At 69.1% G+C, this 23375-nt stretch carries 19 protein-coding genes; 10 read left to right on the top strand and 9 right to left on the bottom strand.

Annotated features, from left to right (window positions below):
- Positions 1-84 precede the first annotated feature (84 nt).
- From RAH39_RS06900 to RAH39_RS06880, 5 genes are read right to left on the bottom strand one after another with little or no spacing between them, the layout of a single operon-like run.
- The gene (locus RAH39_RS06900; RefSeq protein WP_306592076.1) at positions 85-2631 is read right to left on the bottom strand and encodes a methyl-accepting chemotaxis protein; all 2547 of its coding nucleotides are present in this window, start codon (positions 2629-2631) and stop codon (positions 85-87) included.
- Positions 2594-3124, bottom strand: a complete 531-nt coding sequence (locus RAH39_RS06895; RefSeq protein WP_306592075.1) for an RsmD family RNA methyltransferase — start codon at positions 3122-3124, stop codon at positions 2594-2596. The genes RAH39_RS06900 and RAH39_RS06895 overlap by 38 nt, the downstream gene beginning before the upstream one ends.
- 10 nt (positions 3125-3134) lie before the next feature.
- Complete coding sequence (locus tag RAH39_RS06890) at positions 3135-4136, bottom strand: beta-ketoacyl-ACP synthase III (RefSeq protein ID WP_306592074.1); 1002 nt, start codon at positions 4134-4136, stop codon at positions 3135-3137.
- 49 nt (positions 4137-4185) lie between these two features.
- Positions 4186-4617, bottom strand: coding sequence for a chemotaxis protein CheW (locus RAH39_RS06885; protein WP_306592073.1), 432 nt, complete (start codon positions 4615-4617; stop codon positions 4186-4188).
- On the bottom strand, positions 4610-6652 hold the full coding sequence (locus tag RAH39_RS06880; RefSeq protein ID WP_306592072.1) for a chemotaxis protein CheA: 2043 nt from the start codon (positions 6650-6652) through the stop codon (positions 4610-4612). Before RAH39_RS06880 ends, RAH39_RS06885 begins: the two co-directional genes overlap by 8 nt.
- Before the next feature lie 74 nt (positions 6653-6726).
- Here RAH39_RS06880 and kdsB point away from each other — a divergent pair, with 74 nt between their 5' ends.
- The 4 genes from kdsB to RAH39_RS06860 are packed head-to-tail and all read left to right on the top strand — an operon-like array spanning position 6727 to position 11087.
- Positions 6727-7512, top strand: coding sequence for a 3-deoxy-manno-octulosonate cytidylyltransferase (gene kdsB / locus RAH39_RS06875; protein WP_306592071.1), 786 nt, complete (start codon positions 6727-6729; stop codon positions 7510-7512).
- Positions 7513-7556: 44 nt separating this feature from the next.
- Positions 7557-8525, top strand: a complete 969-nt coding sequence (trxB, locus tag RAH39_RS06870) for a thioredoxin-disulfide reductase (RefSeq protein WP_306592070.1) — start codon at positions 7557-7559, stop codon at positions 8523-8525.
- Complete coding sequence (gene alr, locus RAH39_RS06865; protein WP_306592069.1) at positions 8522-9661, top strand: alanine racemase; 1140 nt, start codon at positions 8522-8524, stop codon at positions 9659-9661. Before trxB ends, alr begins: the two co-directional genes overlap by 4 nt.
- A gap of 58 nt (positions 9662-9719) precedes the next feature.
- Positions 9720-11087 carry a GGDEF domain-containing protein gene (locus tag RAH39_RS06860; protein ID WP_306592068.1) on the top strand — a complete coding sequence of 456 codons (1368 nt, stop codon included), beginning with the start codon at positions 9720-9722 and terminating at the stop codon, positions 11085-11087.
- Here the strand turns inward: RAH39_RS06860 and RAH39_RS06855 are convergent.
- Genes RAH39_RS06855 through RAH39_RS06845 form a run of 3 tightly spaced genes read right to left on the bottom strand, consistent with a single transcriptional unit; the run spans position 11071 to position 16345 of the window.
- On the bottom strand, positions 11071-13383 hold the full coding sequence (locus tag RAH39_RS06855; protein ID WP_306592067.1) for an LPS-assembly protein LptD: 2313 nt from the start codon (positions 13381-13383) through the stop codon (positions 11071-11073). The genes RAH39_RS06860 and RAH39_RS06855 overlap by 17 nt on opposite strands.
- Positions 13384-13387: 4 nt before the next feature.
- The gene (locus tag RAH39_RS06850) at positions 13388-14110 is read right to left on the bottom strand and encodes a ZIP family metal transporter (RefSeq protein WP_306592066.1); all 723 of its coding nucleotides are present in this window, start codon (positions 14108-14110) and stop codon (positions 13388-13390) included.
- A 6-nt stretch (positions 14111-14116) separates the two neighbouring features.
- Entirely contained in the window at positions 14117-16345 is a 2229-nt protein-coding gene (locus RAH39_RS06845) for an Rne/Rng family ribonuclease (RefSeq protein WP_306592065.1), read from the bottom strand.
- 320 nt (positions 16346-16665) lie between these two features.
- On the opposite strand from RAH39_RS06845, the gene RAH39_RS06840 reads away from it, so the two are divergent.
- From RAH39_RS06840 to RAH39_RS06815, 6 genes are all read left to right on the top strand, one after another.
- Positions 16666-17511: a phosphate ABC transporter substrate-binding protein gene (locus RAH39_RS06840; RefSeq protein ID WP_306592064.1), complete on the top strand. Its 846-nt coding sequence runs from the start codon at positions 16666-16668 to the stop codon at positions 17509-17511.
- A 68-nt stretch (positions 17512-17579) separates the two neighbouring features.
- Complete coding sequence (pstC, locus tag RAH39_RS06835; protein WP_306592063.1) at positions 17580-18587, top strand: phosphate ABC transporter permease subunit PstC; 1008 nt, start codon at positions 17580-17582, stop codon at positions 18585-18587.
- Complete coding sequence (gene pstA / locus RAH39_RS06830; protein WP_306592062.1) at positions 18587-19459, top strand: phosphate ABC transporter permease PstA; 873 nt, start codon at positions 18587-18589, stop codon at positions 19457-19459. The genes pstC and pstA overlap by 1 nt, the downstream gene beginning before the upstream one ends.
- The gene (gene pstB, locus RAH39_RS06825) at positions 19459-20241 is read left to right on the top strand and encodes a phosphate ABC transporter ATP-binding protein PstB (RefSeq protein WP_306592061.1); all 783 of its coding nucleotides are present in this window, start codon (positions 19459-19461) and stop codon (positions 20239-20241) included. The genes pstA and pstB overlap by 1 nt, the downstream gene beginning before the upstream one ends.
- The gene (gene phoU, locus RAH39_RS06820) at positions 20241-20915 is read left to right on the top strand and encodes a phosphate signaling complex protein PhoU (RefSeq protein WP_306592060.1); all 675 of its coding nucleotides are present in this window, start codon (positions 20241-20243) and stop codon (positions 20913-20915) included. The genes pstB and phoU overlap by 1 nt, the downstream gene beginning before the upstream one ends.
- A 14-nt stretch (positions 20916-20929) precedes the next feature.
- Positions 20930-21634: a response regulator transcription factor gene (locus RAH39_RS06815; RefSeq protein WP_306592059.1), complete on the top strand. Its 705-nt coding sequence runs from the start codon at positions 20930-20932 to the stop codon at positions 21632-21634.
- A 393-nt stretch (positions 21635-22027) separates the two neighbouring features.
- On the opposite strand, the gene RAH39_RS06810 is transcribed toward RAH39_RS06815, so the two are convergent.
- Positions 22028-23320 (bottom strand): sensor histidine kinase, encoded by a 1293-nt coding sequence (locus RAH39_RS06810; RefSeq protein ID WP_306592058.1) that lies wholly within the window; start codon positions 23318-23320, stop codon positions 22028-22030.
- Between the last annotated feature and the right edge of the window lie 55 nt (positions 23321-23375).

The raw sequence follows: 23375 nt of genomic DNA, 5'->3' as shown, positions 1-23375 counted from the left end.
GCGCCTGGGCGCGCGGCTGGACCCATCCCGAAGGGCGAGGGGCCGGGCCCCTCGCGCGGCCGCACCCCACCTTGAAAGCAGAGCCTAAAGTTTGAAGATGTTTACCTCGCGGTTGAGCATGTGCACCTGCACACCCAGCTGCTCCACGGCGCCGCTGGAGGCCTCGATGGCGCGCTCGCTCTCCACCGCCTTGCCCAGGACGCGGTTCATCGTCTCCTTCAGGGACAGGACGTGGTCCTCCTGCCGGGCCAGGATCTCGTGGAGGCTGCTGGCCAGGGCGCGGACCTGCTCCGTGGCGCGGGCGATCTCGTCGCTGCCCGTGCTCTGCTCCTTGGTGGAATCGCGCACCACGCTGGTGGCCTGCTGGACGTTCATGGCCAGGGACAGGATGTAGTTGCTGGTCTGCTGCTGCTCCGCGATGACCGACCGGATCGTCTCCACCTGGTTGTGGATGTTGCGGTTGGCCTCATGGATGAGGGACGCCTGCCCCGCCTGCTGGAGCGTCTCGTTCAAGATGCTCTCCACCACGCTGTCGGTCTCGCTGACGGACTCCAGGATGGCCTGGAGAGCCTCTTCGCTCTGCCCGACGGACTCCGCGCCGTCCCGCACCGCGTCCAGCCCCAGCTCCACCTGCTGGTAGGCCTTGCGGATCTCCGCCTGGAGGGTGCCGATGATCTGCTGGATCTCCTGGGTGGAGCGCCCCGTCTGTCCCGCCAGCTGCTTGATTTCGTCGGCCACCACGGAAAAGCCTTTGGCCTGGCCGTCGCCCGCGGAATCGCCCTGGGAGGCGATGATCGCGGCGTTGAGCGCCAACAGGTTGGTCTGCTGGGCGTGATCCCCGATGTAGTCCAGGATCTTGGCGATGTCCGCGCCGAGCTGGAGGAGGGTCCGCGTCGTGCCGTGGAAGTCCTGCACCACGCGCTCGATCACCTGGATCTTCTCGCGGTTGCGGCTCACCAGCTCCATGCCGCGCGCGGCGTTGTGGATCACCTTCTTGGAGTAGCGCTGGGCGATCTTGACGCTGTCGTCGATGGCCGAGGTGCTCTGCTCCAGATTCTCGGCGAACTCCTTGGTGTGGACCGCGTGGCCCGCGAGGTGGTCCACGTTCTTGCCCACGTTCTTGATGGCGCTGTCGAAATCCCGGATGGCCGAGGTGATCCCCTCCACCACCATCAGCAGCTCGTCCATGCTCTGGTTGATCTGCTGCACGCTGGCCGCCATCTCCACGATGGTGGCGTTGGTGCTTTCGGAGGCCAGGCTCAGCTCCATGGAACTGGCGCTGATCCCGATGGAGGTGTCGGTCAGCTCGTTGATCTCCTGGTGGAAGGACTCGATCAGCTCGCGCTGGCCGTGGCTGGACTGGCGGACGCCGTCGGCCGATTCGCGGATGGCGCTCGAGGCCTTGGCCAGATCGCGGCTGGCGGCGCGGATCTGGACCACCATCCCGCGCAGGCTGCCCACCATCCGGCCGAAACCCTGGCTGAGGGCGGCCACCTCGTCGTCGCTGTAGACCGTCTCCAGGCTGTCGATGTGCCCTTCGCCCACCCGGCGGGCGTTGCGGCTCAGCAGCACCAGCGGCCGCTGCACGTCGCGGAGGATCAGCTGGATGAAATAGATCAGGAAGATCGACGCCAGGATGAAGATGGCGGCGTTGGGCCGCAGCGCCCGCCACACCGCGTCCGCGTATTCCGCCTCGGGCACCAGGGCCCGGAGTTCGGACCCGTCCGGCAGCGGCTGCACCACCAGGATGTCGCCCGGCCGCGCCACCCGGCCCTTCGCCCCCAGGATCGCGCCGCCCCGGCTGGCGGGAAGCCGCAGGGACACCGTGCCTCCGGCACCCAGCTTGAGCGTCCCGAGGAAGGCCTGGAGATCCTCCGGCGGAGTGTTCATCTCCAGGACGAAGGCCACGGAATCCGCCAGGTTCACCAGTTCGTTCTGGGCGTAGCTGGTGACCTTCGTGCGGATGGAGGACTGGAGCGTCAGGCCCGAGACTAGGATGGACAGCAGCACCACGCCGCCCGTCATGCCCAGGATGCCGAACCCGAACTTGGCGCGCAGGCTCGTGGAGAACCGGGCTTCCGACTCATGGAAGCCGGGCTGGCCCGCCAGGAGCTGGTAGACCTTCATCAGGTTCTGCTTGGACAGGAAGTACTGGCTGATGGCCGAAAGGGCGCCGATCACCAGGAACAGCGCGACGGTGAGGAAGCTGACCCAGATGCTCTGCTGGAGCTGGAGCTTCACCCACAGGTATGCCATGGCGCTGAGGCAGGCCGTCAGGTAGAACAACAGGAGCGAGGAACTCTGGGGGAACCACGTCAGGGAGCGGTACAGCTCCGGTCCCAGGGTCCCGCCCAGCGCCCGCCCCAGATGCCGGATCTGGAAGAAGGACGCCATCGCCGCCAGCAGAACCAGTCCGAAGGCTGCCGCCACCCCGGGGAACGTGAGGTGGAACCCCGGTGGCGCGGTGAAGAAGAAGAGCAGCAGCCCGATGATGTACGCGAGAACCCAGATGACGCCCGTCCCCAGGCGCAGGCGCGCCAGGACGAGAGCACGGACGGAAGCGCTGAGCTGGACGGGTTCCGCCGTCCCGAACTCAGGCCGGGGTCCAGAGATGGAATCGGGCCGCACCATATTCACGCCTTTCGGCAAGCGCCCATCCCGGCTGTAATTCCAACGCGGTGCGGGCCTCCGTTTCAAAGACCAGCACACCATCCGCCGCAATCCACGATCTGAGCCTATCCGCCATCTTCACCCACAGATCTTCCGCGTGATCATAGGGCGGATCCATGAAAATCACGGCCTGGTTCCCGAAGGCATCCGCCGGCAGGCGGCGGATGTCCGCGCGCAGGGTGCGAACCGGAGTGCCCTGCGTGTTCCGGACCAGGCTGGACCACCCCGGATCCGCCGACTCCACGCAGGTGACCGGCTCGTAGCCCCGGGACAGGGCCTCCACGCCCACGGCGCCGGTACCGGCGCACAGGTCGAGGAACTCGCCCCCCGGCCACCTCTGGAGGATGGAAAACAGCGCCTCCCGGGCCCGATCCGAGGTGGGACGCACCCGCAGGTCGCCCGGCGGGGGCGCCATGAGCCTGCGGCCCTTGAGGGCACCCGCGATGACGCGCATCAGGATCCGCCTAGTAGGCCCACCGCACGAGGGTGGAACCCCAGGTGAACCCGGCTCCGAACGCGGCCAGGACCACCAGGTCGCCCTTGGCCACCCGCTTCTCCTCCACCGCCTGGTGCAGGGCCGTGGGGATGGTGGCGGTGGTGGTGTTGGCGAAGCGGTCGATGTTCACCATCATCCGCGAGGGATCCAGCTCCAGCCGCTTGGCCGCGGCGTCCATGATCCGGATGTTGGCCTGGTGGGGCACGAACAGCTTGAGCTCGTCGCCGGAGAACCCGTTGCGGTCCATCAGCAGCTTGCTGTTGTCGGCCATCTCCCGCACGGCGTTCTTGAACACCTCGCTCCCGGCCTGGTGGATGTAGTGCTCCTTCGCAGCCACGGTCTCGGCGGTGGCGGGCTTGAGCGACCCGCCTGCCGGCATGTACAGGAAGCTGCCGCCGGAACCGTCCACCCGGTGCTCGAAATCGAGAATGCCCAGGCCCTCTTCGACGCGCTCGACGATCACGGCGCCGGCACCGTCCCCGAACAGCACCGCCGTGGCGCGGTCCTCGCGGTTGATGATGGTGGACATGATGTCCACGCCCACCACCGCGGCCTTCCGGATGCCGCCGGCGGCCACCAGGCTGGCGGCGGTCGTGAGGGCGTAGAGGAAGCCGGAGCAGGCGGCGTTCAGGTCGAATCCGAAGGCGTTGTCGGCGCCCACCATGTTCTGGATGCGGCAGGCCGTGGCGGGGAACATCGTGTCGGGCGTGACCGTGGTGACCAGGATGAGGTCGAGCTCCGAAGCCTTGATCCCGCGGTTGTGGAGGGCCATCTGGAGGGCGGGCGCGCCCAGCTGCGACGCGCCGGTGCCCGGCTCGGCCCAGCGCCGCTCGCGGATCCCCGTCCGGGTGCGGATCCACTCGTCGTTGGTCTCCATGATCTTCGACAGATCGTCGTTGGTGACCACGCGAGGGGGGAAGCACTGCCCGGTAGCGGTGATTCCGACGGGGGCGGCAAGGCGACGGTTCAAGAGGGCCTCCGGCACGAAACGGCCATCATCGCACGGAAGGCCCGCCGCGTCAGCGCTCCGTCCTGAAGCGGTGCAGCAGGACCAGCAGCCGATCGAGGTCCACCACCGGCCGCCGTTCACCCTCCACCTCGCACATCCCGGAGGCGAACGCATTCCAGGGATCCTCGTCAGCGCAGGGCGCCCAGTCTCCCGCGGGCGTATCGACCGTCCCCACCAGCCGCTCCAGGGGAATCCCCAGGCGGCGCCGGAACACCGCCAGCGCCGTGGATTCGCCCGTCGCAGCGGCGCAGCCCGGCAGGTCCTTCCAGGCCAGGACCGGCAGGAATTCGCCCTGGTGGATGACCACGCCCTGGATCCCCGGCGGCCCGCCCGGAAGCGGCGTCACGGGGGCGAAGGCCACCACTTCCTGGAGGTCCGCCACGGACAGGAGAAGTTCCCGTCCCCCCCCGCGGGCATGCAGCAGCGAAGTGCGCTCAGACATGCGCCACCCGCCGCATCAGGGAATCCATCGCCAAGCCCATCACCACCTCGGGATCGAGGACCCATAGCAGACCCTCGCCGTGGAGGCTGCCGCCCATGATCCCCTCGGCGTGGGCCAGTTCAGGGAGGCTGCGGAGCAGCAGGTCCGTCCGCCCCACCACCTCGTCCACGCCCAGGGCGATCTCCACGCCCGAGGCCGCGGAACCCTGCTGGCGCAGGACGACCACCAGCCGCTGGCCCCCCGGGGGCTCGGGCTGGCCCAAACAGGCCTGGAGGGATTCCATCGGGAGGTCCAGCCCCAGCACGCCGACGTGGTCGCCGCCGCGGAGGGGCTGCGGCGTGGCCTGCACGCGCACCACGCTGCCGAGCGGAATCCCGAAGGCCTGGCCGCCGCACCGCACCTTCAGGCAGTTCACCACCGCCCGGGACAGGGGCAGGCTCAGCCGCACCAGGCTGCCCCGGCGGAGTTCGCTGGAGATCTGGATCTCGCCGCCCAGGCCCTCGATCTCCGACCGCACCACGTCCATTCCGACCCCGCGGCCCGAGATCTCCGACGCCCATTCCTGGGTGGAGAAACCGGGCTCCAGGGTGAGGCGGTGGAGCCACTCGGGGGTGTGGATCTGACCGGACTTGAGCAGGCCCATGGAGATCCCCCGGGCCTCGATCCGCGCCAGGTCGAACCCGCGCCCGTCGTCCCGGATGTCGAAGCGGAGGTTCCGGCCCCGCTGGGAGGCGGAGATGCGCAAAGAGCCCGTTCCGCTCTTGCCTTGGGCTTCCCGTTCCGACGGCGTCTCCAGCCCGTGGTCGAGGGCGTTCCGCACCAAGTGCAGGAAGGGCTCCGTGAGCCGTCCCAGGAGGTTGCGCTCCAACTCCAGCTCGCCGCCGTGGAAGGCGAGGCGGACGGGCTTGCCCGTATCCCGGCTCAGCGTCTTCACCATCGGGTCGATGCGGGCGAAGAGGCTCTCCACCTTCACCATCCGCATCTGGAGGAGGGACTTCTGGACCTCCAGCAGGCCTGTCTCGATCTCTCCCATGATGCCCAGGGGCCGATCGGCGGAACCCGGAGCCTGCCCTTGAGCCGAGCCCTGGCGCAGGAGCTGGCTGACCGCATCCCGGAGCTGCGCCACTTCCATCAGCCGCGCCTCCAGGGCCTCGACCCGCTGGGCGGGGAGCCGCAGGACTTCCACGTCCACCGCGGGCAACGCGGCCGGAACCGCCGGAGGGACCGGCGCGGGAGGCGGAGGCTCCGGGGCGGGCGCTGCGGCCTCGGCGCGCACGCTGGCGGGGATCCGTTCCGGCTCGGCCAGGCAGCGGAGCTCCAGCAACTCGTCCGGGAGGGCGCCCAGGCTGTCGCTGTCCACTGCCGGCGCCGCGATGAGCAGGAGGAAGGCCAAGCCCTCGCGGTCCTCCGGCACGTCCCACGGCAGGGTGGAGATCAATTCCCCCTGGGCCGCCGCGGCTTCGCTCAGCGCGCGCAGCCGCTCGTCGAAGGTGGCGAAGTCCAGGCAGATGCTCACGCCGTGGATGGGCATCCCGGCCATCAGGACGGCCGTGACCCGCGTGTGCTCGTAATCGGAGAGGGCCTTCAGCACCTCCGGCGGCAGGTCCAGGAGCGAAGTCAGGTCCTGGGACCCTCCGTCGGAAGGCCGCGCCAGGGCCTCCAGTTCGCCCAGCTGGCGGCGGATCCCATGGAGGTAGTCATCCGGCTCCGCCCAGCCCCGCCGAAGCCCGGCCAGGCCCGATTCCAGGGCGTGGATGCCGGATTCCAGCGTCTCGATCAGCGAATCCGTCGACCGCAGGCGGCCCTTCCGCATCAGGTCGAAGATGTCCTCCATCCGGTGGGCGGCCCGGCTGAAGGACGGGAAGCCGAGCATCCCGGCCATTCCCTTCAGGGTGTGGGTCGTGCGGAACAGCGCGTTGACCGCCTTCTGGATCACGTGCGCCGGCTGGGGCTTCTTCAGCTCGCCCAGCGTCTGGTGGGCCTGCGCGAACAGGTCCTCCCATTCGGCCCACACGTCATCGAAGGATTGATCCATGGCACTCCCGATTCTCGCGGAATCGGCAGAAGAGGGGGAAGCCTGGAGTCTGGGGCCTGTCCTACACTGGCCCGATGCGCACCCTCGCCGTCCTCCCTTCCCGCTTCCAGGCCTCCCGCTTCCCGGGCAAGCCCCTGGCGCCCATCGCGGGAAAACCCATGATCCAGTGGGTCTTCGAGGCCGCCCGCCGAGCCGAAGGGGTGGACCGGGTGGTGGTGGCCACGGACGACGACCGCATCGCCGAGGCCGTGCGCGGCTTCGGCGGGGAGGCGGTGATGACCGACTCGACCCTGCCCTCCGGAACGGATCGGACCGCGGCGGCCCTGGAGGCCCTGGGCGGCGGCTTCGACTGCGTCCTGAACATCCAGGGGGACGAGCCCGCCATGCATCCAGAGACGGTGGCGGCCGTGGTGGCCCTGATGCGCGCCCAGCCGGACCTGCCCATGGGCACGGCCGCCTGCCCCTTCGCCCACCCGGACGAACTGTTCAATCCCAACGCCGTGAAGGTGGTCACGGACGACCGCCAGCGCGCCCTGTACTTCAGCCGCAGCGCCATCCCCTACCTGCGAAACAGCGCGATCTTCGAGCCCGACTTCCGACCCTGGATGAAGCCCGAGCAGTTGGCCTGCTTCAAGCGCCACCTGGGGCTCTACGCCTACCGGCCGGACACGCTGAAGGCCTTCACCCGGCTGGCGCCCCACCCGCTGGAGCAGATGGAGATGCTGGAACAGCTCCGCGCCCTGGCCGCCGGAATTCCCATCGGCGTGGCGGATACGCCCTTCCTGAGCCTGGGCGTGGACGTGCCCGCGGACGTGGCCGCGGCCGAAGCCCTGCTGCGGGAGCGGGGGCTGGCGCGGTAGACTGCCGTCGCAGGCCGCCGTCCGTTTCCCCACCAGGAGCATCCGTGAGCCACCACAAAGTCGTCGTGATCGGGACCGGTCCCGCAGGGTATACCGCGGCCCTCTACGCCTCCCGGGCCAACCTGGCACCGGTGGTGTTCGAAGGCGTCCAACCCGGCGGACAGCTCACCATCACGACGGAAGTGGAGAATTTCCCCGGCTTCCGGCAGGGCGTGGCCGGCCCGGCCCTGATGGAGGAGATGCGGGAGCAGGTCCTGCGCTTCGGCACCGTCATCAAGGCGGAGACCGTCCTGAAGGCCGATCTGCAGGTCCGCCCCTTCGTGTTCACCACGGACAAGGGCGAATACACCGCCGACGCCGTGATCATCGCCACGGGCGCTTCGGCCAAGTGGCTGGGCATCGGGAAGGATGAGGAGCTCTCCCGCGGCGGGGGCGGCGTCAGCGCCTGCGCCACCTGCGACGGGTTCTTCTTCCGCGGGAAGGAGATCGCCGTGGTCGGCGGGGGCGACACGGCGATTGAAGAGGCCACGTTCCTTACCAAGTTCGCCACGAAGGTCCACCTGATCCACCGCCGCGACAAGCTCCGGGCCTCCAAGGCCATGCAGGAGCGGGCCTTCAAGAACGAGAAGATCCAGCCCCTGTGGAACAAGGCGGTCCTCGACGTCGTCACCACCGTCCAGGAAACCCCCATGGGCGAGAAGGTGGAGAAGATCCGCGCCCTCAAGCTGAAGGACACCGTGGACGGCTCCGAGTCCGAGCTGCCCGTGGAGGGCCTGTTCGTGGCCATCGGCCACCAGCCCAACACCGGCCTGTTCGCGGGTCAGTTGCCCATGGACGAGACCGGCTACCTGCAAGTGGAGAAGGGCTCCACCCGCACCGCCGTGGAGGGCGTGTTCGCCTGCGGCGACGTCCAGGATCACGTCTACCGCCAGGCCATCACCGCCGCCGGTAGCGGGTGCATGGCCGCCATCGATGCGGAGCGCTGGCTCGCAGAGCGGGGCCTCGCCGAGTGAATGAACAGCATCTCGAACCCCTGAGGCGGCATCCCGAAGGCCGGGCGCTGCGGGCGGAGGTGGATCTGGGGCGCGTGGTGCGCAACCTGGGCCGCATCCGCGCCGCCGCAGACGGCCGCAGCGTGTGGGGGGTGGTGAAGGCCAACGCCTACGGCCATGGGGCCGTCCCCGTGGGACGGGCGCTGGAGGAGGCGGGCATCCACGGCCTCGCCGTCTCCAGCCTGGAAGAAGGGCTGGAGCTGCGCCGCGGCGGAATCGAATGTCCCATCCTCGTGCTGGGCGGCCTCCGTCCCGAGGCCCTACCCGCCGCCAGCGCCGAGGGGCTGTCCGTGGCCGTGGTGGGCCCCGAGCACCTGGCCGACTACGCGCGGATCCTGCCCGACCACCCCGTTCGTCTCCATCTCAAGCTGGACACCGGCATGGGCCGCTTCGGACTGCTGCCTTCCGAGTTGGGGGAGTGCCTTCCCCACCTCCAGCGGCTGAGCCCCTGGCTGGACGGCGCGATGGCGCATTTCGCCACCGCCGACGATCCGGACCGGGGCTTCGCCCACCGCCAGCGGCGGGTCTTCGACCTGTGCCTGGCCCAGCTGTCGGACGCCGGCATCGAGCCGGCCCAGCGCCACCACGGGAACAGCGACGCCTGCCTGCGCGGCCTGCTGGACCAGGACACCCACGTCCGACCGGGGCTGGCCCTGTTCGGCCTCGCCATGGTGCCGGAGGGCCGGGCCCTGGGCCTGGAGCCCGCTCTGGAGCTGGTGGCCGAGGTCGCCCGGGTGAAGGCCGTCCCGGCCGGCGCTACCGTGGGCTACGGGCGGACCTTCGTCGCGCCCCATCCACTCCAGATCGCCACCCTGGCCTGCGGGTACGCCGACGGCTACCGGCGCGACCTGGGAAACCGGGCCATGGTGGGCTTTCAGGAGCGCTCGTTTCCCGTCGTGGGGCGGATCTCCATGGACTACCTCACGGTGGCCCTCCCGCTGGACGTGGCGGTGGCGCCCGGGGATCCGATGGTGCTCTACAGCGCCGACCCAGTAGCCCCCCACAGCCTGGAGCGACTGGCCCAAACCCTTGGTACCATTCCGTACGAATTGGCTTGCGCCCTTCATCGTCGAATTGTTCGCCGTTTTTTTCCATAGGCACTGCCTGGATTCCGGCCTAACATGAGGCACCTGACTATGGCTGCCTATGAATCTGATGGTCGTTTCCCGCCATGACGAGTTCGTCGAACGCCTCCGAATGGCGTTCGAGGGGGCCGGGCGCCACATCCTGCACGTGAACGATCCCCTGGAGGCCCTGGCCAAGGACATCTGGAGCGAGATCCACGTCCTCCTGGTGGATGCGGAGGGCGATCCGATGGACGGGTACCGGCTCTGCCGCCTCCTTCGCGGGGAGACCCGGATCCTGTTCCGGAACCTGCCCATCTTCCTGCTGCTCGACCGCCAGCCCACCGAGGAGGACCGCGAAGCCCTGCGGGAAGTGGACGGAGACGGGTTCATTCCCCTCCGCCAATCCCTCCAGCAGCTCCTGAACCGGCTGGGGCCGGTGGTCACGGGAATGGCACCCCGGGGGGAGCCCCAGCTGGTGCCGATCCTGGCCTTCGGGCTCCAGCCGGATCTCGTGGAGCGCGCCCGGGAACTCCTGCGCCCCCTCAACATGGAAGTCCACACTCCGCCCGCCCGGAACGCGGCGGAAGCCCAGCGCGCGCTCAACGCCCCGGTGATGCTCCTGGGCCTCGCCGGCGGAGCCGCCAGCGCCCAGGCCCGGCTGGAGCGCATGCGCGACGAGGGCTCCCTGCCCCACACCATCCTGGTGGGCCAGGTACGGGACGAGGCCACCCAGCGCAAGCTCCTGCTGGCGGGCGTCTCCGACTGGGTCTCCCTTCCCCTCTCCGCGCCCCGGCTGCTCCATGCCTGCAAGCGGGCCATCGAGTGGGTCCACTCGCGGCGCATCCAGTCCGAGTACGAATCCGCCATCCACGAACTACGGGAGCGCCGCAGCGTGCTGGAGCAGGAGGCCACCGCCCTCCGCAACGAGGTGCTGACCGACCCGCTCACGGAGCTGCTCAACCGGCGGGCCTTCGACCAGAACCTGGAGCACGCCATCCGCCAATGGGAGCGGCACCGCCGCGCCTTCGTCCTCCTGTTGGCCGACGTGGACCACTTCAAGCTGATCAACGACCGCTTCGGCCACCCCGTGGGCGACGAGGTCCTGCGGGAGCTGGCGGTGCGGATCCGCTCCGCCCTCCGCAAGGCCGATCTGGCGTTCCGGATCGGCGGGGAAGAATTCGCGGTCCTGCTCACCGAGACCAGCCTGAAAGCCGGCGCCGAGGTGGCGGAAAAGCTGCGGCACCGCGTGGACGAGGAACCTCTGCTCCTGTCCGACGGCCAGAGCATCTTCCCCACCCTCAGCTTCGGCGTGGGCGGCCCCGGCCTCCAGAGCCCCACGGGACTGCTCGCCCGCGTGGACCAAGCCCTCTACCACGCCAAGCGGCTGGGCCGGAACCGGGTCGTGGTGGCCGAGGAGGAGGACCAGCCCCGGCGGAGCCTCAGCGCCGGAAACTGAAGAGGTCGCCGAGGCCCCGGAGGGTGAGGGTCAGGTCGATGCGGTCCTCGCGGCCCCCGGAGACCAGGTTCGTGTTCAGCGAGACGTGGGTGTACTTCAGGACGTAGGCCACGCAGGGCTCCACGTAGGCGAGGGCCGCCTGGCTGGAGGCGAAGCCCTTCTCCTGGAAGTCGTAGTTCGCGCTGAACTCCAGCCGCAGGCGGTCGTCCCAGAAGCGCTGGATCCCGCCGAACTGGAGGCCCCGCTGCCGCACCAGGAAGCGGTTGAGCCCGGTGGAGAAGTAGGCGAGGTTGAACCGGCTTCCGTCCTTGGCCTTGAGGTCCAGGCTCAGGGCGTTGTCCGATCCCCCGGCTCCCAGGTCCGAGGACCGCCGGAGGCTGAGGCGCAATCGGTCGTTCGGCTCCACATCCACGTCCGTGTCCACACTGGCCCAGCCCTGCTTGTAGCGGCCGTCGCTCAGGATGATGGGCGAGGCGTGGTACCGCGTGGCGATCCGGATGCGGGCCAAGTCGGCGAAGCCCTCGCCCGCTCCGGGGCGGCCCAGGATGTGCTGCTTGAGGCCGAGTTCGAGGCTCCGCTCTCCCGAAGCGCTCTCGTTCACGCCGGGGAAGGAATCCACGTTGTCGAACCGGGGGATGGTTCCGGCCTCAGAGTAGCCGCTGGTCTGGGTCACGCCGAAATAGGGCTCCAGGACGTGCTTCAGCTCGCCCTTGTAGCCCAGGATGGACACATCCGGGTAGTTGCGGCCCACCTGCGGCCCCGACAGGCGGAGGTGGCTGGAACCCAGGAACCGCGTGGCCGCGGGGCCATCCACGAGGAAGGGGCTGGTGGCGGGGTTCACGGCGGTATCGTTTCCGCCCCCCGAGGGATCGAAGACCGGGGTCTCGAGCGTGGCGCTGTAGTGGCTCGCCCGGCCCATCAGCTCCAGGTCGGCCCGGAAGGGACCCCACTGGCCCAGGCGGCCGTGGAGCCGCGTGTTGACGTCCTGGCGGTCCCAGGCGAAGGTGCGGTTCGGGGCGCCCGCGCTGTCCTCGATCCGGTAGGCGAAGCGCCCGAGGCGGATGCCGCCGTCCAGGTAGAACTGGCCGAACACCGGGAGCGGGAAGAACCGGAATTCCCCCTGGGGAAGGGTCTGGCGGCGAAGGGAGGCGGGAAAGTCGGGGCTGTAGAAGGGATCGCCCTGGTCCTTGGTGAAGAAGAAGCTGCGCTGCTCGGCGGCGGAGAGGCTGAGGCTGCCGAAGGTGAATGCCCGTCCCAGATAGAGCGCGGAATCGAAGCTGGTGGCGCCCAGGTAGCCGAGGCCCTTCCCGAAGTCCGCGTCCACGAGGTTATCCGACGCCTGGTTCACGTCCGCCGTCAGCTGCCAGCCGTCCTCGCGCTGCCAGACCTCCTTGAGGCTGTAGCGGTACCGCCGCGCATCGAGGCTTCGCTGCTGAATGGTCTGGCCGGAAAGGCTGCCCTCGTGGGTGACGTCCGGCTGCCAGCGGGCCTCGCCGCCCCACAGCATCCCCTCCTTGCTGAAGTACTCGGGCTGGAAGGTGACGTCCGCCGACCGCCCCAGCACCTGGTAGTAGGACAGCCCCAGCGTGGTACCGAAGGCGCTGGACAGCCCCAATTGCGGCGGCAGCAGCCCCGACGTCCGCTCCGGCCGGGCGGGATAGAGCGCGTAGGGCACGTAGAAGAGGGGCACGGGACCCATCAGCACCCGGGCATTCCACAGGGTGGCAAACCCGTCGAGGTCCACCTTCAGGGAGGAGAGGCGGGCCCGCCAGCCCGGCTTCTCCTCGGGGCAGGGACTCAGCTCCACGCCGTCGAAGGCCCAGGTGCGAAGGGTGGGAAAGGCCACGTGGTCGGAGCGCAAAGTCCAGGTGGGCGGCAGGTCCATCTGGAGCGCCCACGCCTCTCCCGCCTGCCGCGCCCAGTCCATCTCCAGCCGCTCGGCGCGAAGCCGGAGATCGGGCGCCTCCAGGCGGATGTGGCCTTCCGCGGTCAGGCGCCCTTCCCCGAGCCGGTACTCGATGCGGTCCGCGAGCAGGAGGAGGCCCTCGGCCTGGATGGCACCCTGCTCCAGGATCCAGACATCGCCCTGCTCTCGGACGCGATCTCCGCGCCAATCGAAGGGCACGCGGGAGACGCCGGGCCCAGGCTCCAAGCGGAAGGGCCGGAGGGGGAGCAGCTCCGCGGGCGTCGGCGCTTCCAGGGGCGCGGGCCGGGGGATCGGGGGCAGGCCCTGGGCCGCCAGCAGGAGCGGCAGGGCGCCCAGGATCAGACCACGGCTCCTCCGCAGGGCGATCACGGGATCAGTGGTGGTGCGGCAGCAGCCGCGCGCTGAGAAGGAAGATCCCCGCTCCGGACAGCAGGGCCACGGTGCTGCGGATTCCCGAGACCTTCTGGACTTCAGGCAGCAGGTCGGAGCTGGCCACGTAGAGCGCCAATCCGGCCGTCAATCCGAGGATCGGCCCGGTGGGGAGATCCAGGTAGGCCTGTCCGGCGGACCCCAGCAATGCCGCCAGGGCCAGGGTGGCCGCGGCCAGAAGGGCGCCGCGCCTCCCGAAGCCCCGCACGAGGAAAATGGACGCGATGGTCCCCCCCTCGGGGATGCGGTGGAAGAGGATCCCCAGGAGCACGAGCGGACCCAGGTTGCTGTGGGTGGAAAGCGCCGCCGCGATGGCCACGCCGTCCATCAGGCTGTGAAGCGACAGGCCCACCAGGGCGAGCACGCCGCTGAGCGGAGTCCCGTCCATGTGGGTCTCTTCGCCGTAGTGGAAGTGCATGGTGATCCCGTGCTCCATCACGTGGATGAGCAGGTAGCCCCCCAGCACCCACAGGGCGTTCCCTTCTCCGCCCTTCGCTTCGAGGCATTCCGGGATGATCCGCACCACCGTCAGCGACAGGAGGTAGCCCGCGGCCACGCCCGACAGGAGGCGCATGAACTGGGCGCGGCCATGGAGAAAGCGCACCACCCCCCAGCCACCCAGAAGGGTGGCCAGGGAGGCGAGAGGAGCCAGCCAGTAGAGGGACACGGTCGGCTACTCGGCCTTGGCTTTCTTGGCGCGGGGGGCCTTGGGCTTGGAAAGGGGCTCGACGGCGGGTTCAGCTTTGGCTGTCTTCTTGGTCGGCGCCTTGGGCTTCGCCGCGGCCTTCTTCTTGGGCTCGGGCGTCGCGGCCTCGGCGGGAGCTGGCGCTTCCACTGCGGCAGGCGCAGGCTCGGAAGTCAGCGCGACCTTGGCGCGGGGGGTCCGCTTGGGCTTGGCCGGAGCCGCGGCCGCTTCGACCGGCGGCGGGGCGACTGCGCCGATCCGCGGGCGGCGGCTGGGCGTGAGCAGGCTCGCCACGAGATCCGCCGTGACCTGGGGCGGCTCGGCGAAGGGTTCCGCAGGCTGGGATCGCTCGGTCGAACCGGCGGCGCGGGGTTCCGCGGGAGCCGTGGACTCGGCCGCGTGGACGGGTGCTTCAGCCCGATCCGCTCCGCCCTTCCGGCGGCGCCGGCGGCGCTTGCGCTTGGCGCCTTCGCCCTTGGCGTCATCCGCCGATTCCTCGGCGCCTTCCTCCGCCTCGTCCTCCTCGGGCTTGGCGCTCTCGAACAGGGCGCGGAGGCGCTCCCGCTCATCAAGGGCGGCGCGCTGGAGGTCCCGACGATCGTATTTGAAGGCTTCCTTCTTCGGCTCGCGGTTACCGTCGCCCAGGGCCTTGTCGAAGGAGATCGGGCTGTCGCCGCCCAGGACCACGGTCTCGTCCTCGGAGGGGGCCTTCTCCCGATGGGGTCGGGGAGCGGCCTTTTCCGCCGGAGCCTCTTCGGCCCGCTCGATCTCGGCGGTCATCTCGCCGTAGCTCATGGAGGCGTCGGCCTGGATGACGATCTTCGCCTCGCTCTGCTCCTCCATCTGGATCAGTTCGCGGCGCTTCTCGTTGAGCACGGCGGTGGCGACCTGCGGGGCCAGCTTGACCCGGATCTCGCCGATCCCGCCCTTGGCCAGGACGCCGTGGATGCGGCGCATCACGGAGAGCACCAGGGCCTCGATGGTCTTCACCTTGCCGGTTCCGACGCAGGTGGGGCAGGTCTCGTGGTTGACGTGCTGAAGGCTGGGCCGGATGCGCTGGCGCGTCATCACCAGGACGCCGAAGCGGTTGATCTTCCCGACTTCCATCCGGGCCTTGTCGGCCTTGAGGCAGTCCACCAGGCGGTCCTGGACGGCACGGATGTGGGAGTCGCGCTTCATGTCGATGAAGTCGATGGCGATCAGCCCGGCCAGGTCGCGCAGGCGCAGCTGACGGGCCACTTCCTCCGCGGCCTCCATGTTGGTCTTGAACGCCATGTCCTCCACGCCGTCGCCGGAGGTCTTACCGCTGTTCACGTCAATGGCGACCAGGGCCTCGGTCTGGTCCAGGACCAGGGCGCCGCCGCTGGCGAGGGGCACCTTCCGCCCGTAGATGCGGTCGATCTGCTCTTCCAGCTGGAAGCGGGAGAACAGCGGCTTCTTGCCGGTGTAGTGCTTCAGCACGTCCAGGTGCTGGGGCATGGTCCGCTTGAAGAACGACTGGGCGGCGTGGAAGGTGTCCAGGTCGTCGATCTGGACTTCCTCCACGTCGGCGCTGAAGGTGTCGCGCAGGGTGCGGGTGACGACGTCGTCCTCCTGCCACACCAGCCCGGCGCCGTGCCGGTGCTTGTAGCGGTTGAGGACCTCCTTGTAGGTGTCCAGGAGGTACTCCAGGTCGCGCTGGAAGTCCTCCTTGGTGACGCCCAGGCTCGCCGTGCGGACGATCACGCCGATGTCCTCGGGGATATCCAGGGTGTCGATCAGCTGCTTGAAGTGGCGGCGCTCCTCGGTGGCCTCAATCTTGCGGCTGATGCCGTTGACGGGGTTCCCGGGGGTGATCACCAGGTAGCGGCCGGCCAGGCTGACCTGGCCGGTCATCATGGCGCCCTTGGAGCCCAGTTCCTCGCGCACGGCCTGGACCAGGATCTCCTGGTCCCGCTGGAGCAGTTCCTGGATGCGGCCGCGGCGGCCGTCGCCGCTCAGGTCGCGGGGCAGCTCGCCCAGGGGGAGGAAGCCGTTCTTCTGGCCGCCGAAGTGGACGAAGGCGGCCTGGAGGCTGGTGTCCACCCGGACCACCCGGGCCTTGTAGAGGTTGCCCTTGATCTTCTCGTTGTGCAGGAACTCGACGTCGTAATCGAACAGGACGCCGTCGATGAGAGTGGCCACGCGGATCTCTTCCGGATCGGTGGCGTTGATCATCATGATCTTCTTGGGATTCAAGGATTCTCCTGTGGTTCCCAGGCTGCGGCTGGCGCACGGCGTGCCCGGCGGCCTGGACGTGGATGTCGGATGGGAAATCGGGAAACCGAAGGGGCCCCTGCCCTGACTTCGGCCACCCGGAATGGGAAAAAAGGGATGGTCGCGATCCCCGGAAGCGAAGGGCGAGGCCACAGTCCGCCCGCAGGATCTCCAAGCATTAAACCCATTTATTCCTGCCAAGGCAAGGGAGTCTCCCGAAGTGAAGTTACACGGATGTCACAACCAGGGCCCGCGGCCTTCATCCCCGGATTCCAGGATCGAAACCATCTGAGGGAGACTCCATGCGAATCCGAATCCTGGCCCAGACCATCCTGGGAGGCCTGCTCCTCGCCGGCGCCGCTCAGGCCCAGACCGTCACGGTCATGGGGTCCACCGCGCTCGGCCCGATCGTCAAGAAGGCCGCCGAAGACTACATGAAGGGCCACCCGGGCGTCCAGATCGCCGTCAGCGGCGGCGGCTCCATGACCGGCCTGAACCAGGTGACCAGCGGCGGATGCCACATCGGCATCTCCGACGTGTTCGCCACGCCGGATCAGGAGAAGTCCGGTCTCAAGAACCACAACATCGTCGTTCAGCCCTTCACCCTGATCGCCCACCCCGGCGTGGGCGTGGCCTCCCTCACCTCCCAGCAGGCCGAACAGGTCTTCACCGGCAAGATCAACAACTGGAAGGAAGTGGGCGGCAAGGACCAGAAGATCGTCCGCGTGATCCGCCCCGAGTCCTCCGGAACCCGCGCCGTCCAGAAGAAGGAACTGCTCCACGACCAGGATTTCAGCAAGGACGTCCTGATCCAGGATTCCACCGGCGCCGTGGTCACCGCGGTGGCCACCACCCCCGGTTCCGTCTCCTTCGTGGAACTGGAGCACCTCGAGAAGAACAAGGCCCGGGTCGCCGGCATCGCCTACAACGGCGTCGTCTGCACCAACGATGCCGTGAAATCCGGCAAGTACCCCATCTTCTCCTTCGGCCACGCCTATACCAACCCCGCCAAGCTGGGTGATCCCAAGGTGAAGCAGGCCGTGGAAGGCTTCCTGGCCTTCGTCCTCAGCGCCGAGTTCCAGCAGAACGTGCTCAAGGCGGGCTACCTGCCGGTGGACTACGTCAAGTCGCTCAAGGCCAAGCTCTGATCTCCGCCGGACCCACACCTCCCCACCCGGCCGTACCCCGGCCGGGTGGGCCGTTCAAGGCCGGCCCCATGTCTTCGCCTGTTCCAGTTCTTGCCGTTCCCGATCAGCCCCGGATCGAACCCGGGCCTTCGCCCTTCCGCCAGAGCCGCCTCCACCGCCTGACGGACCGGTGGGCGCACCTGGTTTTCCTGGCCTGCAGCCTGCTGGTGGTGCTCCTGATCGGCGGGATCCTGTTCTTCCTGGCCACCCGGGGCCTCGCGGCCTTCGTGCCCCTGGCCGGGAATACGGGCCGGGCCCTGTCGCTTTCCGAGGTCTTTCTCTCCGCCGACTGGGCGCCCTCCTCGGACCGCTTCGGCATCCTCCCCTTCATCGCGGGTTCCCTGGGCGTCACCGCGGCTGCGCTGCTGTTGGCGGCTCCCACGGGCATCCTCACGGGCGTGTTCGTGGCCAAGCTCGCGCCGGGCTGGATGCGGAACGTCATGCGCCAGGTGATGGATCTGCTGGTGGGCATTCCCTCGGTGGTCTACGGGATCTTCGGCCTGACGGTGGTGCTGCCGCTGGTGAGCCGCAGTTGGCTGTCGGACGCCCCCGCCTCGGGCTTCGCCGTGTCCGCCATGATCCTGGCGGTGATGATCGTCCCCACCATCGTCAGCCTGTCCACGGACGCCTTCGAGTCCCTGCCCCTCAGTCTAGATGAAGGGGCGCAGGCGCTGGGCTCCAGCCGGTGGCAAGCGATCTGGCGCGTCCTCATCCCCGCCGCCAGTTCCCGCCTGATCACCGCGGCGGTTCTCGGCCTGGGCCGGGCCATCGGCGAGGCCATGGCCGTCCAGATGGTCATCGGAAACAATCCCCAGTGGATCGCCCTGATGCGCGAATCCACGGAGCGGGCGCCCCTGCTGCGGGCCCTGTTCACCCCCGCCGCGACGCTCACGACCGAACTGGTCCAGGAGCTGCCCAACACGGCCGCCGGCAGTCCCTGGAACAACGTCCTGTTCGCCATGGGTCTGCTGCTCTACCTCCTCACCATGCTCCTGATCCTCGCCACCCGGCGCCTGGGCCGCGGAACGGAGGCCTGATGTCCGCCGTGCTCCGCCCTTCCCGGACCGCCAAGGTCGTCGACCGCCTCATGCGGGTCGTCCTATGGGCCATCGCCCTGGGATTCATCGCGGTCCTCGTGGTGTTCGTGGGTGCCATCCTGAAACAGGGATGGCCCGTCCTCAACCTGGGCTTCCTCACCCGGATGCCGGAAACGCTGGATGCCGGCGGCGGGATCAAGCCCCAGATCTTCAATTCCCTCTACCTCGTGGTCCTGTCCCTCGGAATCTCCCTGCCCATCGGCCTCGGTGCCGGGGTCTACATGGCGGAGTACGCGGGCAAGGGCCGGGCGCTACGCTTCTTCCGGCTGTGCATCGAGACCCTGGCCGCCACGCCGTCCATCGTCCTGGCCCTCTTCGGAATGATCGTGTTCGTGCAGGCCATGGGCTGGAGCTTCTCCATCCGCTCCGGCGCCGTGACCCTGGCGCTGCTGAACATCCCGGTCATCACGCGCGTCACCGAAGTCAGCCTCCAGGCCGTGCCCCGGGAACTGAAGGAAGCCAGCTACGGACTGGGAGCCACCAAGCTCCAGACCATCCTCAAGGTGGCCCTGCCCTACGCCGCCACGGGCATCCTGACGGGGCTGGTCCTGACCGCCGGCCGGGCCTTCGGGGAGAGCGCCATCCTGGTCTTCACGGCGGGAACCAACGCCAGCGCCCAGTTCCCCGACTTCCGGCTGACCGTCCCCGGCGAGACCCTTTCGGTGCACCTCTGGTACGTCACCTCGGACGGCACGCTGCCCGACGCCCGGGAGATCGCCGCGGGCACCGCCGCCGTGATGATCCTAGTGCTGCTCACCCTGAACCTGCTGGTCCGGCTGATGGACCGCGCCATCCGACGGCGGACCCGCTGATGCTCAGTCCCTCCACCCCCGAAACCAAGCCCGTCAAGCTCTCCGTCCGGGACATGGCGTTCAGCTACGGCGAGAAGCGTGTGCTCGACGGCCTGTCGCTGGATATCCACGCCGAGCGGGTGACGGCCATCATCGGCCCCAGCGGCTGCGGGAAGAGCACCTTTCTGAAGTGCTTCAACCGCATCCACGAGGTCTCCACCGCCGTGAAGGTGACCGGCCGGATGATGATCGACGCCGTGGACATCTACCGCGGCGGGATCGACGAAGTGGACCTGCGCCGCCGGGTGGGCATGGTGTTCCAGAAGCCCAACCCCTTCCCCAAATCCATCTACGACAACGTGGCCTTCGGGCCGCGGCTGTTCGGCGTCAACGACCGCGCCAGCCTCGACGGACTGGTGGAGGACGCCCTGCGGAAGGCCGCGCTATGGGACGAGGTGAAAGATCGGCTCAAGGAGAGCGCCACCGGGATGAGCGGCGGCCAGCAGCAGCGCCTGTGCATCGCGCGGGCCCTGGCCGTCAGCCCCGAAGTGCTGCTGATGGACGAGCCCTGCTCCGCCCTCGATCCCATCGCCACCGCCAAGATCGAGGAATTGATCATCGAATTGAAGACCAGCCTCACCATCGTCATCGTCACCCACAACATGCAGCAGGCGGCCCGGGTCAGCGACTACACGGCCTTCTTCTGGATGGGCAAACTGGTGGAGATGGATCTGACCGAGCGGATCTTCACGACGCCGCGGGAACGCATGACCGAGGACTACATCACGGGGAGGTTCGGCTGATGCGGCTGTTCGACACGGAACTGAAGGAGCTCCGCGACGGGATCATGGCCATGGCGGGCGTGGCGGAGGAGATGATCGACCTCACCATCCAGGCCCTGGGGGAGCCCTCGCCGGCCAAGGCCGAGCGGGTGGGCATCCTCGACCGCAAGATGGACGAGTGGGAGCTGAGACTCGACCAGCACTGCATCGACCTCCTGGCCCTGCGCTCCCCTGCCGCCACGGACCTGCGCCTGATCGCCTCCAGCCTCAAGATCATCCCCGAGCTGGAGCGGATCGGCGACCACTGTTCCAACATCGCCCGTCGCGTGTCCATGGTGCATCCCCCGATCCTCGCCGCCGGCGACCTGGAGCGGCTGGGGACCGAGACCCGCAGCATGGTGCGCCGGGCGGTGGACGCCTTCGTGGGCAGCGACGCCGCCCTGGCCCAGGCCGTGATCCAGAGCGACGACAGCGTGGACGCCCTCTACGGGAAGATCTACCGCGACCTTCTCCGGATCATGCTGGCGGATCCCCTATGCATCGAGCGGGCCAGCCACCTCATCCTGGTCATCAAGAACTGGGAGCGGGTCGCCGACCAGGCCACCAACATCGCCGAGGAGGTGCTGTTCATCCTCCAGGGGCGCAGCGCCAAGCACCCCTACCTCCGCATCGATCCGATCGAGCCGGTAGACTAGCCGCAGGCCTTCCCATGCCCCACATCCTCCTCCTCGAAGACGACTCCGAGATCCGGCTGGGCCTGGAGCAGCACCTGCGCCGGGAGGGCTTCAGCCTGACCAGCGTGGGCACCGGCCGCGACGCCCTCCAATCCCTCAACGCCCCGGGACCGAGGCTGGACGCGGCCCTCCTGGATCTCAGCCTGCCGGACATGGACGGCCTCGACGTCCTGCGGGCCATCCGCGGCCACGCCTCCCACCGGGCGTTGCCGGTCCTCCTGGTGACCGCCCGGAGCGAGGAGATCGACCGCGTGCTGGGCCTGGAACTCGGCGCGGACGACTACGTCTCCAAGCCCTTCTCCACCCGCGAACTGGCGGCCCGGCTCCGGGCCATCCTCCGCCGCGCCGTCCCCGCCGACGTCGCCGAACGGGCGCCCCGGCTCGCCTTCGGCCCCATCACCGTGGACCTGGACATGCACACGGCCCGGGTGGACGGGCAGCTCGTGGACCTCACGCGCCGGGAATTCGAACTGCTGGCCTACTTTCTCGCCAATCCCCGCCGCGTCCTCACCCGCGAGAAGATCCTGCAGCAGGTGTGGGGCCTGGAATACCTCGGCGAGAGCCGGACCATCGACGCCCACGTCCGCCGCGTGCGGGCCAAGATCGGCGGCCCCGCGGCCGAACTGATCGAGACCGTGGTGGGCGTGGGCTACCGGCTGGGCGGGCCCGCCGACGCTTAGGGCCTGTCTTCAAATGAGGGCGAGCCGCGACGAGTCCAGCCGCGTGATCCAGGAAGGCGGTAGCCGCAGGGGCGATGCGGGACATCATCCAAGGCCACCAACGTACCTGGGCGCGCGGCTGGCCCCGTCCCCCTCTCCCTATCGCAGGCCCCGCATGGGGCCTGCTCCTGCCCAGCCAGTGCCGGGCAGAGGGCGGAACCGGGCGAGGGGCGGCGCCCGGCGCGATGCTGCGTCAAACTCCTCGCCGATAGTCCCACTATCGCCTCCAGCTGACGGCACGCGGTGCATGCCTCCCGTTCGCCTTCGGCTCCCGGAGCTGGAGCCTCCGTCGCTTTCCTTGCCTCGTTTGGGCGGCGTCCCTCGCGCGGCCGCACCCCCATTTGAAGACAGGCCCTAGTCCTCGCCCGCGGGAACCGGCGGGAGCATCACCCGGAAGACCGCGCCTTCGCCGGGCCGGCTCTCCACCGTGACCTCGCCCCCCATGAGGCGGCACAGGTGCTTGACGATGGCCAGGCCCAGGCCGGTGCCTGGCTTCGCCTTGGCCGCCTGGGAGCGGTAGAAGCGCTCGAAGATCCGCCCCAATTCGGCCTCGGGGATGCCCGGTCCCTGGTCGGCCACTTCCCACAGCTGGCCCTGGGGCGACAGGCGGACCGCGAGCTTCACCCGGCCACCCACCGGACTGAACTTGATGGCATTGGAGATGAGGTTCTCCAGGACCTGGCTCAGGCGCAAAGGATCCGCCAGCAGCATGGCGTCCTCCGGCGCGTCGACGACGGTATCGAGAGCCACGTCCGCGGCGGACAAGCGCTCCTGCTGATCCTTCACCAGGGAGGCGATGAAGGTCGCCAGATCCAGCCGCACGGGGTCGAGGCGGAGGGCGCCGCTCTCGATCCGGCTCAGCTCGGAGAGGTCGCCCAGAAGCAGCGTCAGGCGGTCCACGGAGCGGAGGATGGATTCGGCTCCCGCGCGGACCGGCGCGTCCAGAGGCTCGTCCAGGAGGTTCTCGGCGGCGATCCGGAGGGCGGTCACGGGGGTCTTCAGCTCGTGGCTGACGTTGGAGATGAACTTCTGCCGGGTGGTCTCCAGGGCTTCCTGGCTCGTGACGTCGTCCAAAGTGAGCAGGACCCCGCTCACGGTACCCAACGGGGCGAAGGGGATGGCCCGCACCCGCAGGATCCGGGCGGCGCGCCCCATCCGCCACTCGGCGGGCACGCCCCCGTAGGCCTTCTGCACCTCGGCGGCGCTGGCGGCGTCGCGCAGCACCTCCGCCACGGCCATCCCCGTCCCCAGCGGCGCGCCCAGACCGAGGTGGCGCTGAGCGGCGGGATTGAACTGCTCCAACCGGCCCGCACCGCCGAACAGGAGAACGCCCTCCTCCAGCCGCGCCATGATGCTGGGCAGCAGCCGGTCGTCCCGGGCGGCCCGCTCCCGCAGGTCCAGGTTTTCCCGCTCCAGGGCGGACCAGGCCCGGGGCAGATCCTCGATGGCGCGGGGACGGGAGCCCCCGAGCAGCTGGCCCAAGGGTTCGGCCACGGGGCGCACCTGCCAGCGGGCCATGAGGATCACCACGATGGCGAGGGTGGCCACCAGGCCGAGGGTCCAGGGCGCGGAAGTGCCTTTGTGGAGGCTCATCCCCAGTCCCAGGCCCAGGAAGAGCATGGCCCCCAGGCAGATGAGGGCGCGCACCAGGAAGACCGGGAGTCCCGGCCCACCGCCTCTGGAGGATTCCGGACGTTCCATG

This window comes from Geothrix sp. 21YS21S-4 (genome assembly GCF_030845995.1).
GTDB lineage: Bacteria > Acidobacteriota > Holophagae > Holophagales > Holophagaceae > Geothrix.
Note: the sequence above shows the minus strand (reverse complement) of the source record. Positions and strands in the feature narration are given on the sequence as shown.